This window comes from Coriobacteriaceae bacterium (assembly GCA_025992705.1).
GTDB lineage: Bacteria > Actinomycetota > Coriobacteriia > Coriobacteriales > QAMH01 > QAMH01.
In genome coordinates, this window is the sequence record DAJPGJ010000001.1 from 1,916,841 (window position 1) to 1,935,408 (window position 18,568).

The following is an 18,568-nucleotide window of genomic DNA, read 5'->3' on the forward strand; positions in this document are numbered from 1 at the left end:
CCTAGTCCACCATGGCATTGGTATCGGCCGCAAGGCTCTCACGTGCATGCTCGAGCTGGACCTTGACCGCATCATGACCTGTTGCACCATAGGTCGTACGACGTTCGACGACCTTGTCGATGTCAACAGCCTCGAGCGCATCGGCAGCGAAGTGCTCGTCGACTTCGGCAAGATCGTCGGCACTCAGGTCCTGCAAGGTTTTTCCCCGTTTCTCGCATTCGAGCACGAGCCTGCCCACGATGGCATGCGCCTCGCGGAAGGGCACGCCCGTCCCAACGAGGTAATCGGCCAGATCGGTCGCCGCCATGAAGCCGCCGAGCGCTCCGGTGCGCATGGCGTCCTCGTTGACCTGCATGGTACGAATCATGCCCGTCATCACGACGAGGGAGTTACCGAGCGTATCGACCGCGTCGAACACGCCTTCCTTGTCCTCCTGCATGTCCTTGTTATAGGCAAGCGGAAGGCCCTTCATGGTCGTGAGCAGCGCCATGAGGTCACCGTACACACGACCGGTCTTGCCGCGAATGAGCTCGGCGAAGTCAGGGTTCTTCTTCTGGGGCATGATTGACGAGCCCGTCGAGTAGGCATCGGACAGGCGGATGAAGCCGAACTCGTTGCTCGACCAGTAGATAAGCTCCTCGCACAAACGCGAGAGGTGCATCATGGCCACCGCGCAGGCATAGGAGAGGTCGAGGAGGAAATCACGGTCGCTCACGGCGTCCATGCTGTTTTCCGCCACGCTGGCAAAGCCGAGCTCGCCTGCCACGAAATGGCGGTCGAGCGGATAGGTCGTGCCCGCGAGAGCGGCGCTACCCAAGGGCAGCACATCGGCAGCCGCGTAGGCCGCCTGCAGGCGCTCGAAATCGCGCGTGAACATCCAGTAGTACGCGAGCATATGATGCGAGAAGAGCACGGGCTGCGCTTTCTGCATATGCGTGTAGCCTGGCATGACGACGCCGAACTTGTCCTCGGCAAGCTCGAGGAGCGCACCACGCAGGTCGAGCATCTGGTGCGCAAGACCCGCGGCGAGTTTCTTGGCATGATGGCGTGCATCGGTCGCGACCTGGTCATTGCGGCTCCGGCCCGTATGCAGGCGTCCGCCTGCCGCACCGATGGCCTCGGTCAGGTTGCGCTCGATGGACATGTGAATGTCCTCGTCATCGATATCGAACTCGAAATCGCCTTCGTCAATCTGGGCTGCAATGGCATCGAGCCCCGCGCGAATGCTTGCGGCGTCCTCGTCCGAGATAACGCCCTGGCGAGCGAGCATGAGCGCATGCGCCTTCGACCCCTCGATATCGGACTCCCACATGCGCTTGTCGACGGGCAAAGACGCACCGAAGGCCTGCGTAAACTCCGTAGGGGAATCTTCGAAGCGACCTCCCCAGAGCGCCTCGCTCGCGTGCATGCCGTCTGGGGAAGATGTTGTGTTCTGCATGGTGTACTCCAAGTTGGTTTGTCGCGACCAAACTGACAATATAGCAAAGATGCGCCGCCGTTCTTGCGACGGGCGCAAACATCCCGTCTACCTAGCGCTCTGCAGAAAGTTCCTTTCACTTTACCGTACTAAAGTTATAATAGTGCGCCACTAGGCTTTATGGACGAGAGGTTTTCATGAATACAGGAGATTACGCAGTCATCATCGCCATCTTGATCTACTTCATGGTGGTGCTCATCATCGGCTTTTCCTACGCGAGGCGTGCCAACAAGTCCTCGTCGGAGTACTTCCTGGGCGGCCGCAAGGTCGGTCCCTGGTTCACGGCCCTTTCAGCCGAAGCATCGGACATGTCGGGCTACCTGCTCATGGGCCTACCCGGCCTCGCCTACTTCACCGGTGCCGCCGACGCGGGTTGGACGTGCATCGGCCTGGCACTCGGTACCTACTTCAACTGGTTGCTCGTCGCCAAGCGCTTGCGCCGCTATTCCGAAAAGGCCAACGACTCTATCACGTTGCCCGGTTTCTATTCCAATCGCTTTCACGATGACAAGAACGTCGTGAGCACGGTTGCCGCCGTCATCATCCTCATCTTCTTCTGCGTCTACACGGGCAGCTGCTTCGTCACTTGCGGCAAGCTCTTCAACACGCTCTTTGGCATGGACTATACGGTCATGATGATCTTCGGCGCCATCATCGTATTCCTCTACACGATGGTGGGCGGTTATCTCTCGGTCGTCGCGACCGACTTCGTGCAGGGCTGCCTCATGTTCTTTGCCCTGGCGGTCGTCGTCATCGGCTCCATCACCATGGCAGGTGGCATCGAGAACACCGCAGCGTTCCTCTCCGACATCCCCGGCTACCTCTCGATGGTGCAAACGGCTACGCCCGAGGTCGATGCCGACGGTGTCCAGTATCTGCTTGGTGGTGCTCCCGTCTTTGGCATTCCCGCCGAATACGGTCTGCTCACCATCATCTCGACCCTGAGCTGGGGCCTCGGTTATTTCGGCATGCCGCAGGTACTCGTGCGCTTCATGGGCATTCGCAATGACAGCGAGATCAAGACCTCGCGTCGCATCGCCATCGTCTGGGTCGTCATCTCCATGTTCTGCGCCATCATGATCGGCATCATCGGTCGTTATCTCTTCCCCGCCCAGTACCTCACCCAATCCGGCGCGGAGAGCATCTTCATCTTCCTGTCGCAAGTCATGCTCCCCGGTTTTCTCTGCGGCCTTGTCGTCTCGGGCATTCTTGCCGCCTCGATGTCGAGCGCCTCGTCGTACCTGCTCATCACGGGTTCTTCGGTTGCCGAGAACATCTTCCGCGGCGTCTTCAAGAAGAATGCCACCGACAACCAAGTGCTCATCGTGAGCCGCATCACGCTGGCCTGCGTCCTGCTCTTCGGCATCGCCGTTGCCTGGAGCGAAGACTCGATCATCTTCAACGTCGTCTCGTACGCCTGGGCCGGTCTGGGTGCCTCGTTTGGCCCGCTCACGCTCTTCAGCCTGTACTGGAAGCGCACGACCAAGTCAGGTGCCATCGCAGGCATGCTGACGGGTGCCGTCTCCGTCATCGTATGGCATAACCTCGTCAAGCCACTCGGCGGCGTCTTCGGCATCTACGAGTTGCTTCCCGCCTTCATCCTGAGCTGCCTGGCGATCGTCATCGTCTCGCTGCTGAGCAAGGAGCCTTCGAAGGCCATCCAGTACGAGTTCGATCACTACATGGACGAGGAGCTCGTTGACCGTCACCTCGACGCCGTGCTCGAAGGCGGCATCCCGCTCAAGGGCGTCAACATGCCCGTCGACACGCCCATCCTGCCCAAAGAGGCCGAGGAAGTCGACGAGAAGGAGCCTGTCGTGTTCCCCGATGGCGAGGTCGTCGTCTCCGAGGAGAATCCCAAGGACGACCGCTAGGGTTATCTCGTAAACGTGTCAGGGGATCAGACCCCTCGACACAGGTATATCCGCAAAGAGAACGGGCCGCGCAATGCACGGCCCGTTTTCTTTGATGCCAGGAAGGCGATGATGCGTGTCTTCTAGACGACGCCGGGGCAGCCCTCGTCCTGACGGTGCTTCGCCCACACGCGCGTCGACAAGCCGAAGAGGTCGATGAAACCCTCGGCGCTATCACGGTTGAAGGTGTCGGCGGAGTCATACGTTGCCAGGCCATAATCGTAGAGCGAGTACTTGCTGCGACGTCCGACCGTCACGCAGCTACCCTTGAGGAAACGCAGGCGCACGTCGCCCGTGACGAGCTGCTGGGTGGTCGAGCAGAAGCCATCCAGGGCCTCCTTGAGGGGCGAGAACCACAGACCGTCGTAGACGAGCTCTGCCCACTTCTGCTCCACGATGGGCTTGAAGTGCAGAAGCTCGCGTTCCAGGCACAGGTCCTCGAGGGCCTTGTGCGCCTGGATGATGGATAGCGCACCAGGCACCTCATAGCACTCGCGGCTCTTCACGCCCACGAGACGGTTCTCGATCATGTCGACGCGGCCGAAGCCGTTGCGGCCCGCAATCTCGTTCATCTTGAGGATGATGTCGTGGAAGCTCATCTTCTCGCCATCCAGCGCGCAGGGCACGCCCGCGTCGAAGCTGATGACGACGTACTCGCCCTCTGCCGGGGCTTCGTAGCTCGAGGTGGTCATCGTGTAGATGTCCTCGAGCGGCTCGCTCCATGGATCCTCGAGCTCGCCGCACTCGATGGCGCGGCCCCAGAGGTTGTCGTCGATGGAATAGGGCGATGCCTTCGTCGTGGGGACGGGGATGCCGTGATTCTTCGCGTACTCCATCTCGTCGTTGCGCGTATGCAGATCCCACTCGCGCACGGGGGCAAGCACCTTGATTTCGGGGTCGAGGCTCTGGATGGCGACCTCGAAGCGAACCTGGTCATTGCCCTTGCCGGTGCAGCCGTGGGCGATGTACTTCGCGCCGTACTTATGCGCAATCTCAACGAGATTCTTGGAGATGACGGGGCGCGACAATGCGCTCACCATCGGGTACTTGTTCTCGTACATGCAGTTGGCGGCCAATGCCTTGGTCAAGAAGTCATTGACGAATTCCTCGCGCATGTCGATGGCCAGCGCCTCGATGGCGCCGACCTGCAGGGCCTTCTTCTTGACGAACTCGAGGTCCTGGCGCTCCTGCCCGACATCACCCGTCACCGCGATGACGTCGAGACCCTTTTCCTCCATGAGCCACTTGATGCAGACGGATGTATCGAGACCACCCGAGTATGCAAGTACGACCTTGTCCTTTTCCATTTCCATTCTTCCTTCCTTTCGAGTCAGCCGAGTTTACTTCTTCTCGAGCAGCTGGTTCACGTCAATTTGAAATCTCTCGCCCTGCGCGTCGTCAGCGCAAATGACGAGTATCGTATCGTCACCCGCGATGCTACCGAGCACGCCCTGCGTTTGCGAGGCGTCGAGCGCCGCCGCCACACTCGAAGCCGTGCCGGGATCGCAGAGAAGCAGCACCTGGTTTTGCGCCCGGCGCGTCTCGCGTACGGCACTTGCCGCAATCGAGCGGAGGCGGTAATCCTCCGGCAGCATGTAGACGCCCCTAACATCCTTCTCGAGACCGAGGTCCGTGATGTCGCGCGAAATGGTCGCCTGCGTGACATCGAAGCCGCGGTCGCGCAGCTGCGCGACAAGATCGGATTGTGTGCGAATGTGATTGTGCCGGACAAGGTCACGAATCGCATCCTGGCGCTCTTTGCGCGCACCCGCCATGCTACTGCGCCCCCATCACGAGCGAGAGCAGTGCCTTCTGGGCATGCAGGCGATTTTCCGCCTCGTCGAAAATCACCGAGTACGGAGCATCCATTACCTCGTCAGTGACTTCCTCGCCACGATGGGCAGGTAGGCAATGCATGAAAAGGGCATCATCGGCGGCTAAAGCCATGAGCTCGGCGTTGACCTGGAAGCCTTCGAACTCGGCAACGCGCTGGTCATGCTCGTCCTCGTCGCCCATGGAAGTCCAGGTATCGGTGATGACCACGTCAGCACCGGCAACCGCCTCGCGCGGATCGTTGAAAAGCTCGATCGAGGCACCGGTCATGGAAGCGACTTTCTCGCACTCGGCGATGACGACGGGATCGGGCGTGTGAATCGCGGGAAATCCCAGCTTCACGTTCATGCCCGCCAAAACGCCCATCTCAAGGTAGGTATGGGCCATGTTGTTGCCATCGCCCACATAGGCGATGGTGAGGCCCGCGAGCTTGCCCTTGTGCTCTCGAATCGTCAGAGCGTCTGCCAGGCCCTGGCAGGGATGAAAGTCATCGGAGAGCGCGTTGATGACGGGAATGCTTGCCCATTGGGCGACCTCGACGACTTTACTCTGCTCGTAGGTGCGCAATACGATGGCATCGACAAAGCGCTCGAGCACGAGCGTCGTGTCCTGCACGGTCTCGCCACGACTGAACGCCGAGTGGTCATCGCTCATGACGAGCGGGTGCGCCCCCAGACGATAGGTGCCAATCTCGAAGCTCGAGCGCGTACGCAGACTTGGCTTCTCCATGATGATGGCAACGGCCTTGCCCGTGCAGGGGGCATCGTGCACGCCGTTCTTCCAGTCGGCCTTTTGCCGTGCGGCCGTATCGAGCACGAGTGTGAACTCCTCGGGCGTCAAATCGAGCAGACGCAGGCAATCGCGTCCGGCAAGCGTGTTCTGGCTCATTGTGCAACCTCCTCGTATATGGTCGGGAACGCTTCGGCGAGCGCATCGATGTCATCCTTCTCGATGATGAGCGGTGGCAGGAAGCGAATGATGTCAGCCGCCGGAGCGTTGAGCACGAAGCCATGCCGCAGCGCGTTGAGCACCACCTGATTGGCGACGGGCTTATCCAAGCTGATGCCACACATGAGGCCTTTGCCACGTACGTCCATCACGAAGGGCAGCTCGGCCAGTTTCTCACGCAGATAGGCGCCCATCTCGTTCACATGGTCGAGGAAGCCCTCCTCGCACATGATCTTGGTGGTCGCATCTGCTGCCGCGCAGGCGAGCGGGCCGCCACCGAAAGTCGTCCCGTGCATGCCCGGCTGCATGAGTGCGGCAAGATCGGTCTTGGCGGCAAACGCGCCCATGGGGATGCCATCGGCGATGCCTTTTGCCATCGTCACGATATCGGGCTCGATGCCGTAGGACTGGAAGGCGAAGTACGAGCCCGTACGACAAAAGCCCGTTTGCACCTCATCGACGATGAGGAGCATGCCGCGCTCGGAGGTCATCTCGCGAGCCGCCTTGAGGTATTCGAGCGAGCACGGCCAGACGCCGGATTCACCCTGGATGCACTCGATCATGAGCGCACAGGGACGCGTGCCATCGATCTCGCCGTCGAGCGCAGCCACAAGCGCGTCGATGTCGTTGAGCGGCGTACGTCCAAAGCCCGCCGGAAGCGGTGCGAAGGGATCCTGCTTGTTGTCTTGCGCAGTTGCCGCGAGCGTGGCAAGCGTTCTACCGTGAAAGGACTTCTCGGCCGAGATGATGCCGTAGGCGCCCCCGAGGTTCTTGGCGCCCCACAGGCGCGCAAGCTTGATGGCGCCCTCGTTTGCCTCGGCGCCGGAGTTGGCGAAGAAGCTCTGCCAGACCGCCTCCGTACCATGCGCGAGCATGTCCGAGATGCGTTCGGCGAGCTCGCCGCGATGCTCGACGTAGAAGTAGTTGCTCACGTGGACGAGCTTGTTTGCCTGCTCGGTGATTGCCTCGGTGACGCGCGAATTGCAGTGCCCGACGCTCACGACGCCAATACCCGAGAGGAAGTCACGGTATTCATTTCCCTCGTCATCGATGAGCCACTGCCCCGCACCCGAGACGAACTCGACCGGCTTGCGGGCGAAGGTGTGCATGACGTAGGTGTCATCGAGCTGCTGTGCCTTGTCGAATTGCTTTCCCATGTCGATTACTCACTCCTTCCGATGGTCTGGATGGATTGGTCGAGCTTGCTTGCGAAGTTGCTCACCGGTGCCTCGACGAAGTCCGGATCCATCGAATCGTCTTGATGGCGCACGATGAGCGTACCGACACCCGAATCGGTAAAGATCTCGAGGACAAGCGAATGGGGGACCGTGCCGTTGATGATGTGCGCCTTGCGCACGCCCGCCGAGAGCGCCGTCACGCAGGCATTGATCTTGGGAATCATGCCACTCGACATCGTGCCCTCGTTGGCGAGCTCGACGGCCTCGGAAAGCGCCATGCGAAAGACGAGCGTCGACTTGTCATCGAAGTCCGTGTAGATGCCGTCGACATCGGTGATGAAGACAATCTTCTGCGCACCGACCGCCGCCGCGATCTCGCCTGCGACGGTATCCGCGTTGATGTTATAGTCGCCGTCGTCACCATAGCCAACCGTCGCGATGACGGGAATGTAGTCCGCTGCGAGCAGATCCTCGATGAGGCGGGTGTTGATGGACTTGACCTTGCCCACGCGCCCGAGCTTCGGGTCGAGCGGCTCGGCTTGGATAATCTTCGCGTCGGCACCATTGAGGCCGACGGCAACCGACCCGTGCTTGTTGATGGCGCTCACAAGATCCTGGTTGACCTGGCCGACGAGGGTCATCTTGACGATCTCCATCGTCTGCTCGTCGGTCACGCGCTGGCCACCCTCGAAGTGCGTGGGGATGTCGAGACGCTTGAGCATGGCGTTGATATTGGGGCCGCCACCATGCACGATGATGGGATTGGCGCCCATGAGCTTGAGCATGATGATGTCATCGACAACCGCGTCGCGCAGCTCGCCTGCCACCATGGCCGCCCCGCCATACTTGATGACGACCGTCTTTCCCGTGATATCCTCGATCCAGGGCAGCGCGTCGAGCAGCACGCGGGCACGCAACTGATTGGGAAGCGCATCGATGTCCGCTACGTCAACCTCGTCGTATTTCTTGCGATATTGCATGTTCTCCTCTTGTCTTCCTGTCTGGACTAGCTGCGATAGTCGGCGTTGATGTGAATGTATTCGTGGGTGAGGTCACAGGTCCACACGCGCGTATCCGCACCACCACCCGTGCCAAGCGAAACCTCGATGACGATCTCGTCGTCCTCGAAGCGGCGCAGCGCCTCGTCCTCGTCAAAGCCACACGGCAAGCCTGCGCGCAACACGGGCATGCCCATGATGTCGATGTCGACGTCATGCTGCTCGAAGCTCGCGTCGCTGCGGCCGAGCGCCGCCGCGATACGGCCCCAGTTGCAATCATGACCCGCGATGGCCGTCTTGACGAGCGGCGAATTTGCAATGGTACGTGCCGCCTTGTCGGCATCGGCTACGTCCTTTGCGTCGCGCACGAAGACGGTCACGAGCTTGGTCGCACCCTCACCGTCGGCCGCAATCTGGCGTGCAAGGTCTTCGCAGACGACGCGCAGCGCCTCTGCGAGCACGGCGGCTGCTTCGCCTGCATCGGCAACGGGTGCGCCCATGCTGCTCGAGAAGAAGAAGACGCTGTCGTTGGTCGAGGTGTCGGAATCGACCGTGACCTTGTTGAAGGAGACATCGACCGCCGTTTGCAATGCGAGACGCGCATCATCGGGCGCGATGGGCATGTCAGTGGTGATGACGGCAAGCATGGTCGCCATATCAGGCTGAATCATGCCCGAGCCCTTGACCATACCGCCTACGGCATATTCGTTGCCGTCGTAGACAAAGCGCACGGCATGCTCCTTGGGGTGCGTATCCGTGGTCATGATGGCGCAAGCCGCATCATGGCCGCCGTCCCGCGACAGCGCCTCGACGAGGGCGGGGATACCCGTCTCGAAGGGCGTCCAGGGAAGATCGACGCCGATGACGCCCGTCGAGGCAACGAGCGCCTCGCCCTCGGGCAACCCCAGGGCATGGGCGGTCGCCTGCGCCGCCTTGCGCGCAATGGCCAGGCCCGGCTCGCCTGTCGCGGCATTGGCGTTACCGGAGTTGAGCAGGACGGCGCGCGGCATGTGATGTGCGAGCAGATCGCGATCGACCTGCACGGGTGCTGCGCAAAAGACGTTCTTCGTGAACATTCCGCACGCCACCGTATCGGGACCATCGGACACGACAAGCGCGGCATCGAGACGTTTGGGGTCCTTGCGGAAACCGGCATGCACGCCAGCCGCTCTAAAGCCCTCAGGCGCCGTCACGCCATTCTTGTCGTAGTTGAACTCAACGTCTCTCATTTTTCTACACCACCGGGCAACTATAGGTAAGACCAGCAGTTTCCTCGAAACCGCACACGAGATTCGCAGCCTGGATGGCCTGGCCGGCTGCGCCCTTGACGAGATTGTCAATCGCGCAACTCGCAACGAGCAGCTTGCCATCCGATGCGAGGTGCAGACCCACCTGCGCCCGATTCGAGCCCTCGACCCATGAGGTCTGCGGCATGGTGCCGATAGGGCACACGCTCACGAACGGCTCGGACGCATAGCGCGCGGTATAGAGCGCATGCAGCTCCTCGATGGTATGCGGCGCGTCGAGCGGAATGTAGACCGTCGAAAGCAGACCACGCACCATCGGAACGAGATGCGGCGTGAAGATAACCTCGACATCGGCACCAGCAGCGCGCGAGAGCGTCTGGGCGATCTCGGGCGTGTGACGATGCGGCAAACCATAGAGCCCCACCGACTCGTCCGCGTTGCAGAAATGCGTCTTGGGCGTTGCCTTGCGGCCAGCACCCGACACGCCGGAAAGCGCCGCAATGGTAACAGGGCCCTCGCCTTTGAAGCCGGCTTCCATGATGGGCAGAGCCGCCAAGGCAGATGCCGTGGGATAACAACCAGGGCAGGCGACAACGGGCGTGCCTGCCTTGAGCTCGTCACGAGCGACCTCGGGCAGGCCGTAGACCGCCTGCGCCAGCAAATCGACGCTCGTGTGCTTGGCGTCGTACCACGCCTCGTATACCTCCGGATCGGCCAGACGATAGTCCGCCGACAGGTCTATGACCTGGACGCCGGCGGCAACGAGCGCGGGCGTCATCGCGAGCGATGCCGTATGGGGCACGGCGAGGAAGGCGACGTCGGCCTGTGCGGCGATGCGTTCCGCATCGTGCGCTTCGAAGCTCAAATCGCATATGCCGGTAAGGGCCGGATAGAGGCTCGCGATGCTCTCGCCCTCATTGCCCGACGAAGTGATGCAGGTCAATTCAAATTCGGGATGGCTCAGTAAAATGCGTACTGCCTCGACGCCGGCATACCCTGCCGCGCCTACAACTGCTGCCCTCTTCATGTGCTTCCCATCTAAACGGATGAAATGATACTTGGATGGTATTGTGGACCGATTTTCGGCACAATTCAATAATTATTTTGTTTTATGCAATATTTATGCATTTATTTATTGTTTTATGCAATATAGAACAAAACAAGGAGTGCCTTATGCAGCCGCGTTAGCCTCGTTCGCAAGACGGACGGCGTCACGCGCGATCATGAGCTCCTCGTTGGTGGGGATAACGAGGATCTTGACCGGAGAGCGTTCGTCGCTGATGATGCGCTCCTCGCCCATGACCTTGTTGGCCTCGTAGTCGAGGACGATGCCGAGCGGCTCCATACCGCCTAAGATCATGCGACGCATGCGCTCGGAGTTCTCGCCCACGCCACCGGAGAAGACAATGGCATCGACGCCACCCATCTCGGCCATGTACGAGCCGATCATCTTCTTGGCGGAGTTGGCGAACATGTCGTATGCGAGAGCCGCGCGCTTGAGGCCGGATTTGGTCGCCGCGTCGATGTCGCGCATATCGGCCGAGATGCCGCTGATGCCGTAGAGACCCGACTGGCGATTGAGAATCGTGATGATCTCGTTGGGGGTGTAGCCCTCTTGCTCCATCAGGTAGGTAACGATGGAAGGATCGATATCGCCGCTGCGCGTACCCATGACGATGCCGCCAAGCGGGGTGAATCCCATCGAGGTGTCGACTGACATGCCGTGATCGACAGCGGTTACCGAGCAACCGCCACCCAAATGGCAGGTGATGAGCTTAAGATCCTCGGGCTGCTCGCCGAGCATCTCGGAAGCGCGCTGGACAAGGTAGCGATGCGAGGTGCCGTGTGCACCGTATTTTCTGATGCCGAACTGCTCGTAGAACTCGTACGGAATGGCATACATGTACGCGCGTGGCGGCATAGTCTGATGAAACGCCGTATCGAATACGCAGACATGCGGAACATCGGGCATGATCTCGCGGCAGGCACGAATACATTGCACCGCCGGCGGATTGTGCAGCGGGGCAAGCTCGGAGCAAAGCTCGATATCGGCGACAACCTGGTCGTCGACGAGCACCGACTCGCTGAACTTCTCGCCACCATGCACGATGCGGTGGCCAACGGCGCCGATCTGATCGAGGCTGTCGATACCGGAGTCCGGGTCCTTGGCGAGCACGTCGAGCACCATCTTGACGGCGACGAGATGGTTCTCCATCGGCTCTTCGAAAACGCGCTTGTCGTTCTTGTTCCAATGTTGCACGAAGGCATCGGAATACCCGACCTTCTCGCATAGGCCACGTGTCACGAGCTCTTCGGTTTCGGAATCGATGATTTGGTACTTGAGGGATGAGCTACCCGCATTGATCACCAGAACGTACATCGGCATCCTCTTTACGCCATAACCTTGAAAATACGTATTCTGTATTCTCTCATATCACGCAGATGCCGTATATGCATGATGCCGCAAGCGGCGCAGACGCGAAGGTGCGGAAAGGGATATTGGCGTGGCGGGGAGGGATGAGACAGCTGCTCAGGGACGTTGCCTCATTCGTTGCGAATGAGGCAACGTCCCTGAGCAGCTGTCTCATCCCTCCCCGCCACGGACGCTTCTAGCTAAGCGTTGTGTCGATGCTGTCGTCGTTCTCGGGCTCGAGCTCGCCCATCAGCACCGTGACCTTTTGCTGGGCCTCGTTGAGACGCTTTTGCAGCGACGCGAGCAGCGCCACGCCGCGCTCGTAGCTCTCGATGCTCTGCTCGAGCTCGATTTGGTTGCTCTCGAGCGAGCGGACGATGGCGGCGAGCTCATCAAGGCCCTCCTTGAAGCTCAGGTTGCCGACCTCTGTTGCCGTGACTTCCTCAGACATGCGCTTCCCTTTCTATTGCATCGACGGTGCAGGCAAGCCGCCCGTCCTGGACTTGGACTTGAATATGATCGCCATCGTTGACGTGCTGCACGCTGTCTACGACGGAATGGCCATCGGCGGCATAGGTGATGGAATATCCACGGCTCAAGGTCTTGAGCGGAGAGAGCGCATCGAGCTTTGCCGCGCAGAGGGCGATGTCACGCCCAAAGCCATCGCAGAGATGCGGGCCGAGATTGAGCAGCTTGCCCTTGAGCAACTCAAGCGCATGAGCATCTGCCCGAAGCGCATCGGGAATGGCGCGCAGCAGGCGCTCTTCCATGGCATCAAGCGTCTGGAAATACGAGCCGGTGAGATAGTGGGCATCGTGCCAAAGCGGACGGTCAAGCAGGCGGTCAAGCTGCGCTTGTTGCGCCTGCATGTAGTTCTCCACGGAGCGACGCAGGGCATCCTGGGCGTTTGCCAGCTTGTTGGAAAGCTCCTCGGTGGAAAGCGCGATGGCCTCCGCCGCCGCCGTGGGCGTGGAACAACGGCGATCTGAGACCATGTCGCAAATTGAATTGTCCGGCTCATGCCCGATACCCGTAACGACGGGAATGGGGGACGCCGCCACAGCACGCGCGAGGGACTCATCGTTGAAGGGCATGAGGTCCTCGTAAGAGCCGCCACCACGCACGAGCAGGATGACATCGGGCGCGGGACTTGCCGACCACGCGGCCTCGAGCCCCTGGATGATGCGCGCCGGGGCATCCTGGCCCTCGACGGGCACGCCGCAGATGAGCAGCTCTCCGAGTGGATAGCGGCGCCGTAGCGTGCGGATGACATCGTGTACGGCCTTGCCGCGTGGCGAAGTGACAACGGCGATGCGTTGCGGCAGTGGAGGCACGCGGCGCTTGCGGCCCGCGTCCATGAGACCCTCTGCCTCGAGCTTGCGAGCAAGCTGGGCGACCTGCATGCGCAGCTTGCCCTCCCCCGCCAGCTGCATGGAAGCTACCGAAAACTGAAGGCGACCCTTGGCGGGATAGCAGGAGAAGTTACCCGTGAGCTCGACGAGCATGCCCGCCTGCAATGTGACGCCCGATGCGTTATAGCGATCACGCCACATGAGACAGGGCATGGAGCAGTCGTCATCGTGCACGGTGAAGTACGCGGCCTTGTAACCGGGTTTGTCATTGAATTCTGAAACCTCGCCGATGACGGTAAGGCGAATCTTCTCAAGCCCGCGCTTGGCCGCGTTCATGGCCTGCGTCACAGTATATGCAGAGCTTTGCTCCGAATCTTCCATCACACCCACCTTCACGCTCTTACATCTGTGCAGCAATGATACGCGCCAGGTGTGACACGAAAACGCACACCGTTAATCCCCACGTACCATACCGAGGAAGTACAGAAGCTGCAGAACGCTCGTGAGGGCCGCAGCTACGTAGGTGAGCGCCGCCGCCCTGAGAACCGTGCGGGCACCATCGGCCGTGGCATCGCCCGGAATGGCCAGCGCTTGCGTGGATGCCGTGACGGCACCCGAACTCGAACCCGTGATGTAGGCAAGGGCACGACGCGAGGCGTTGAACTCGACGGGCAGCGTGACGATCTGGAAGAGCACCGCGAACGCATAGAAGATGATACCCAGCCAGAAGAGCTGCATCATGTTGAGGAAGATGCCGATGAGCAGCAGGATAAGCCACACGCTCGAGCCGAAGTTGGCTATGGGGACGAGTGCGGAGCGCACCTTCATGGCGGCATAACCACGGGCGTGCTGCACCGCATGGCCGCATTCATGGCAGGCGATGGCCATAGCCGAGACGGAAGCCTGGTCATATACGCCCTCGGAGAGGCTGACGACCTGTGTGCGGGGGTCATAGTGATCGCTCAGCGAGCCGGCGACGGGACGCACCTGCACGTGCTGCAAGCCGTTATCGTCAAGCATGCGGCGAGCGATCTGCGCGCCCGTGAGACCAGACTCGTTGGGAACGGAAGCATATTTGCGATACGACGAGTTGATATATGCCTGCGTGCCGAAACCCAGCACCATCGTAACGATAATCAAGAGAAACCAGGAAGACATGGGTACCTCCAAAAATCAGGGGACGCATTCATCATAGCAGTGCGAAGCCTGCCGAGGGTAACCGTTTCGTTCCGATGTGGATGCGCCTAGCGCCGCGCGACCTCGATTGCCCCATCGCACAGGTACAGCGAGAGACGGCCCTCGAGCAGGCCGATGAGTTCGCAACCTGCGATGTCGTAGCGCCAACCCTCCATGAGCGCCAAACCCTCGCGATGTCCGCGTACGAGCTTCGAGAGGTCGGAGTGCGTCGCGATGAGAGGAGCTGCGACGCCATGTTGCTTGGCACGTACTTCAAGCAGCGAGGAAAGCAGCTCGACGGCACCGTCCGCCTCGACATCGCCCTTGGGATTGCGCTCGAGCTTAGGCCACTGGTCCTGAGGCACCTCCTTGCCGCGAGCGACCGCCTCGAGGATGTGCTTGACGTCACGACCGTTGAGCTTGTTTGCCAGACCGCGAACCTCGAAGAGCGCCTCCCTCGTCTTGGGCGCCTTGCGGGAGATCTCCACAACCGCCTCGTCGGCAAGCACCCATTTGCGGGGCAAGTTGCGATGCTGCGCCTCGGTCTCGCGCCAAGCGGCAAGCTCACGCGCAATGGAAAGCTGACCACGCGAAAGCGAGGAGACGCGCTTGACCCGATGCCAGCACTCACGTGGGTTGACATCGTAGCTTTCCGGGGCGGCAAGCGCGTCGAAGTCTCGCTCGCACCAGGTAAGACGCCCTTTTTCGATAAGTTCATCACGCAGGTGCTCGTACACACTCGGCAGATAAATGACATCGTCAAGGGCATATTTGATCTGGCTATTGGTAAGCGGACGGCGCGACCAATCGGTGTAGTTATCGGCCTTCGCGAGCTTCACATCGCAGACCGAGCGCACGAGCGGCCCGTAGCCAACCTGGAGCGGATAACCTAGAAGCGACGCGGCAACCTGCGTATCGAAGACCGGGGAAGGCGTGACTCCCGTCTCGTGATAGAGAATCGCGATATCCTGCGTGCCCGCATGGAAAATCTTCACGCAGTTCTCGTCGGTGAGAATGGGGACGAGCGGCGAGAGATCATGAACCGCAAGAGGATCGACAAGCGCGGAGACCTTCCCGTTGTTCAGCTGCAGCAAACAGAGCTTCGCGTAATAGGTCTTCTCGCGCATGAACTCGGTATCGATGGCGAGCAGTTTCGAGCCTTCGAGCTCGCGTGCCAGCTCCTCGAGTTGCGCTTGCGTCGTCACGTACTTACTCAACCAAAGCCCCCTCGTGCTCCGCGTTATCCGATATGGCGCGCTCGCGCACATGACGCTGTTTCATCGTAAGAAGCGAGACAATGAAACCGAAAATCATCATCGCATAGAGCAAGGTGCTCAAAGGAGCTCCAACGATGTACTCGATGTGGAACGACTCGAGTACGAGCTCGCAGCCCACGAGCACGATGAAGGCGAGCGCGACAATCTTTATCTCGAAGTTGCGATTGATGAAGTTGCTGATGGGGTCGGCAAAGATGATCATGATGAGCACGGCACCGATGACCGCGATGATCATGACGACAATCTGGCCGGATAAGCCTGCAGCGGTAATGACCGAGTCAAGCGAGAAGACGATGTCCATAATCATGATGGTAAACACGGCCTGGCCAAGCCCAATTGTCTTGCGTGGCTGCGGTGCCGTATGCTCGGACGTCGGAGCATGCTTGGCGGCGTGGAAGGATTCATGCAGCTCGCTAATGCCCTTGAAGATGAGATACGCACCGCCGAGGAGAAATACGAGGCTGTGTACGGTGAAATCGGTATGGCCGCCTTCGATGCCAAAGGGCAGCGTGAACACGACGACGTTAATGGACATGATCCAGACCACGGCGCACAGCAAAATGCAGCGCATGACCATGGCCGCGGCCAAGCCGAGCCTACGCCCTATGTGCTGCTTGTTTTCCGGGAGGCGGTCAGAGGTAATTGCAATGAAGACGAGATTGTCGACGCCGAGGGCCAGCTCCAGGAACATGAGGACAACGACCTCGCCCCATCCGTCGACAGTTGCGAGCGGTGCAAAGAAACCTGCTAGAAACTCCATATTGGCTCCAAGGGCAAGACGAGTGCCCATCTACTTACATCGCGTATGACAAAACGCCTGCCATTATACGGCAAACGGACGAAATACCCTTGTCGGTTTGGGATTATTGCGCGGCCTCGTCGAGGGCGTCGAAGTGCAGCGCGGCGGCAAATGACGCGGCATCGCCGTAGACGATACCGTACCTCACGCCCTTCGCCTCGACGCAACGCCCGTTGCCAATGTAGATGCCCACGTGACCGGGCTTCCACAGAATGTCACCGGGAGCCGCCTCGGCAACGCTGCGGACACTGCTCGCCTGTGCGTACTGGGACTCGGAATAGTGCACGAGATCGATACCTGCAAGCGAGTAACACCACTTGGTCAAGCCGGAACAATCAAAGGTCTTCGTTGCAGGAGACTCGGCAGCCCACACGTAGGTGCCGCCCAGCATGGCTTCGGCACTGGCAACGACCATGCCCGCCTTCGTGTCCATGACGCCCATCTCGCGTGACTTGTCGAGCGCGAGAATGGCAGGATACATGCGCAGGGCATGCGTTACGCGATGGTCAAGATGAGCGACACTTGCAGCTGGCCCCTCATAGCCCGCCATGAACGCAAAGGTGAGCTCCTCGACATGGCGACGAGCCTCATCCTCCGTGCGCTCGACGGGCGTCTGCATCGGAAGGATGCGCGACACGCCGGCGACCTTGCTCCGCACAACCGATCCGTCCACGACGCGCATGGTGACTGGATCATCCGCGTTGAGGATGCCGTCGCCGTCGATATCGTCATCCCACGCATCCACGATGCCGTCACCGTCGAAATCGCCTCCGGTGGTTTCGTCGAAGAGCCCAAGGGAGACATCGATGGCGGCGTACTCGGGATACGCGGCGTCATAGTAGGTCTGACGCTCGCCCCAGCTGTCACGCCAGGTTTGCAGGAAGTAGTCGGTCTGTACGTTGACATCGGTCCACTCGAGGCCATGCTGCTCGGCAAACTGCCTGAGCCCCGTGAAACCCGCACAGGAAAGCTCGGACGTGGATGAACCGGCATCGGTCCACTGGAACAAACCGCCTGCGACCTCATAGCCGTAGTGGAACATGCCGCTCATGTCGCAGAAGGAAGCGGCATTCGAGCCGGACTCCGCAAACATGTTGCCAATCGCAGCGGCAGCCATCTCGGGCGTCCAGCCGGCATTGAGCAAACGCGTGGCAACTTGCAAGTCGGTCAGAGTCGTCGCAAGCGTCGAGCCATCATCGGCAATGACCGGTGCCGAAGTCGTGGCGTCGGGTGAGGTGTATTGGTCGATGGGGGTCGAATCCTGTGGGCCTGGATCAGGGGCAGCGGGCTGCTCGGTCTGCTGCACGACATCCGCAGGCTCCTGACCGGGTGATTCGGCACCGTCGTCAGGGGTGACAACATCAGCGGCAGGCGGCTGCTCGCTCGGCGGAAGCGTCACATCAGGAGTATCGGCCGGCATATCCGCACCAGGCTTCTGGGCCGCATCAGGGGATTCGGTCGCATCAAGCGACTCCAGGATGGCGAGAAGCTCAGCCGGATCGAGTTCGGAAATATCGAGGTCATCGACGATCTGCCCCAGCAGCGGATATAAATCCTTGAACTCGCCCTCAGGCTCGACGAGGTCCATCGTAACCGGGTCATAGGCCTTGCCCGTCAGCACATCGACAAGCAGGCCAGAGCGCTCGTCGAAGACGAGCAGCGTGTTGTCGGCACTGCGCTCGACCGTATGCACGACGGGAGCCTCGGAAGACTCGTCCGCAATCGCACGTAGGGGAACGCTTACGGTTCCCGCACCCAGACTCGTCGTGAGCAGGAGCGCAACGGCAGGCATGGAGCGCTTCGAAGCTTCGCGCTTGATATACCAAGTGCAGGGATGCGAGACACCGTGCGCTCCCAGCGGGAAGCGCTCAATGGCGTGCCTTCCCTTGGGATAACGCGGAATCGCGTGTTGTCCCTGCGTATATTTTGACATGTGGGTTCCTACACCTTTTGTCAT

The 18,568-nt window shown here is 60.4% G+C and carries 16 protein-coding genes; 1 reads left to right on the forward strand and 15 read right to left on the reverse strand.

The genetic code is table 11. From position 1 onward, the window contains the following. Position 1: 1 nt before the first annotated feature. Entirely contained in the window at positions 2 to 1,438 is a 1,437-nt protein-coding gene (gene argH, locus OIM11_08275; protein ID HJJ01118.1) for an argininosuccinate lyase, read from the reverse strand. 176 nt (positions 1,439 to 1,614) lie between these two features. Between argH and putP the strand changes: the two genes are divergently transcribed. Beyond that, entirely contained in the window at positions 1,615 to 3,351 is a 1,737-nt protein-coding gene (gene putP, locus OIM11_08280) for a sodium/proline symporter PutP (GenBank protein ID HJJ01119.1), read from the forward strand. Positions 3,352 to 3,473: 122 nt separating this feature from the next. Here putP and OIM11_08285 read toward each other — a convergent pair whose 3' ends face one another. From OIM11_08285 to OIM11_08350, 14 genes are all read right to left on the reverse strand, one after another. Beyond that, complete coding sequence (locus tag OIM11_08285; GenBank protein ID HJJ01120.1) at positions 3,474 to 4,697, reverse strand: argininosuccinate synthase; 1,224 nt, start codon at positions 4,695 to 4,697, stop codon at positions 3,474 to 3,476. A 33-nt stretch (positions 4,698 to 4,730) separates the two neighbouring features. Further along, the gene (locus OIM11_08290) at positions 4,731 to 5,165 is read right to left on the reverse strand and encodes an ArgR family transcriptional regulator (GenBank protein ID HJJ01121.1); all 435 of its coding nucleotides are present in this window, start codon (positions 5,163 to 5,165) and stop codon (positions 4,731 to 4,733) included. Position 5,166: 1 nt separating this feature from the next. Next, positions 5,167 to 6,111 (reverse strand): ornithine carbamoyltransferase, encoded by a 945-nt coding sequence (gene argF, locus OIM11_08295; GenBank protein ID HJJ01122.1) that lies wholly within the window; start codon positions 6,109 to 6,111, stop codon positions 5,167 to 5,169. Then, positions 6,108 to 7,328, reverse strand: a complete 1,221-nt coding sequence (locus tag OIM11_08300; protein ID HJJ01123.1) for an aspartate aminotransferase family protein — start codon at positions 7,326 to 7,328, stop codon at positions 6,108 to 6,110. Before OIM11_08300 ends, argF begins: the two co-directional genes overlap by 4 nt. Before the next feature lie 5 nt (positions 7,329 to 7,333). Next, positions 7,334 to 8,329, reverse strand: coding sequence for an acetylglutamate kinase (argB, locus tag OIM11_08305; protein ID HJJ01124.1), 996 nt, complete (start codon positions 8,327 to 8,329; stop codon positions 7,334 to 7,336). 26 nt (positions 8,330 to 8,355) lie between these two features. Continuing rightward, positions 8,356 to 9,576, reverse strand: coding sequence for a bifunctional glutamate N-acetyltransferase/amino-acid acetyltransferase ArgJ (argJ, locus tag OIM11_08310; protein HJJ01125.1), 1,221 nt, complete (start codon positions 9,574 to 9,576; stop codon positions 8,356 to 8,358). A 4-nt stretch (positions 9,577 to 9,580) separates the two neighbouring features. Beyond that, positions 9,581 to 10,621 carry an N-acetyl-gamma-glutamyl-phosphate reductase gene (gene argC / locus OIM11_08315; GenBank protein HJJ01126.1) on the reverse strand — a complete coding sequence of 347 codons (1,041 nt, stop codon included), beginning with the start codon at positions 10,619 to 10,621 and terminating at the stop codon, positions 9,581 to 9,583. Between the two features lie 144 nt (positions 10,622 to 10,765). Then, entirely contained in the window at positions 10,766 to 11,974 is a 1,209-nt protein-coding gene (locus tag OIM11_08320; protein ID HJJ01127.1) for an acetate kinase, read from the reverse strand. A 229-nt stretch (positions 11,975 to 12,203) separates the two neighbouring features. After that, positions 12,204 to 12,458, reverse strand: a complete 255-nt coding sequence (xseB, locus tag OIM11_08325; GenBank protein ID HJJ01128.1) for an exodeoxyribonuclease VII small subunit — start codon at positions 12,456 to 12,458, stop codon at positions 12,204 to 12,206. Beyond that, positions 12,451 to 13,740 carry an exodeoxyribonuclease VII large subunit gene (xseA, locus tag OIM11_08330; GenBank protein HJJ01129.1) on the reverse strand — a complete coding sequence of 430 codons (1,290 nt, stop codon included), beginning with the start codon at positions 13,738 to 13,740 and terminating at the stop codon, positions 12,451 to 12,453. The genes xseB and xseA overlap by 8 nt, the downstream gene beginning before the upstream one ends. Positions 13,741 to 13,812: 72 nt before the next feature. Beyond that, a complete protein-coding gene (locus OIM11_08335; protein HJJ01130.1) occupies positions 13,813 to 14,517 on the reverse strand; it encodes a zinc metallopeptidase in 705 nt (234 codons plus the stop codon). An 86-nt stretch (positions 14,518 to 14,603) separates the two neighbouring features. Then, the gene (gene rnd / locus OIM11_08340) at positions 14,604 to 15,752 is read right to left on the reverse strand and encodes a ribonuclease D (GenBank protein ID HJJ01131.1); all 1,149 of its coding nucleotides are present in this window, start codon (positions 15,750 to 15,752) and stop codon (positions 14,604 to 14,606) included. Next, positions 15,745 to 16,572: a TerC family protein gene (locus OIM11_08345; protein HJJ01132.1), complete on the reverse strand. Its 828-nt coding sequence runs from the start codon at positions 16,570 to 16,572 to the stop codon at positions 15,745 to 15,747. Before OIM11_08345 ends, rnd begins: the two co-directional genes overlap by 8 nt. A gap of 103 nt (positions 16,573 to 16,675) precedes the next feature. Then, the gene (locus OIM11_08350; protein ID HJJ01133.1) at positions 16,676 to 18,544 is read right to left on the reverse strand and encodes a phage tail tip lysozyme; all 1,869 of its coding nucleotides are present in this window, start codon (positions 18,542 to 18,544) and stop codon (positions 16,676 to 16,678) included. Between the last annotated feature and the right edge of the window lie 24 nt (positions 18,545 to 18,568).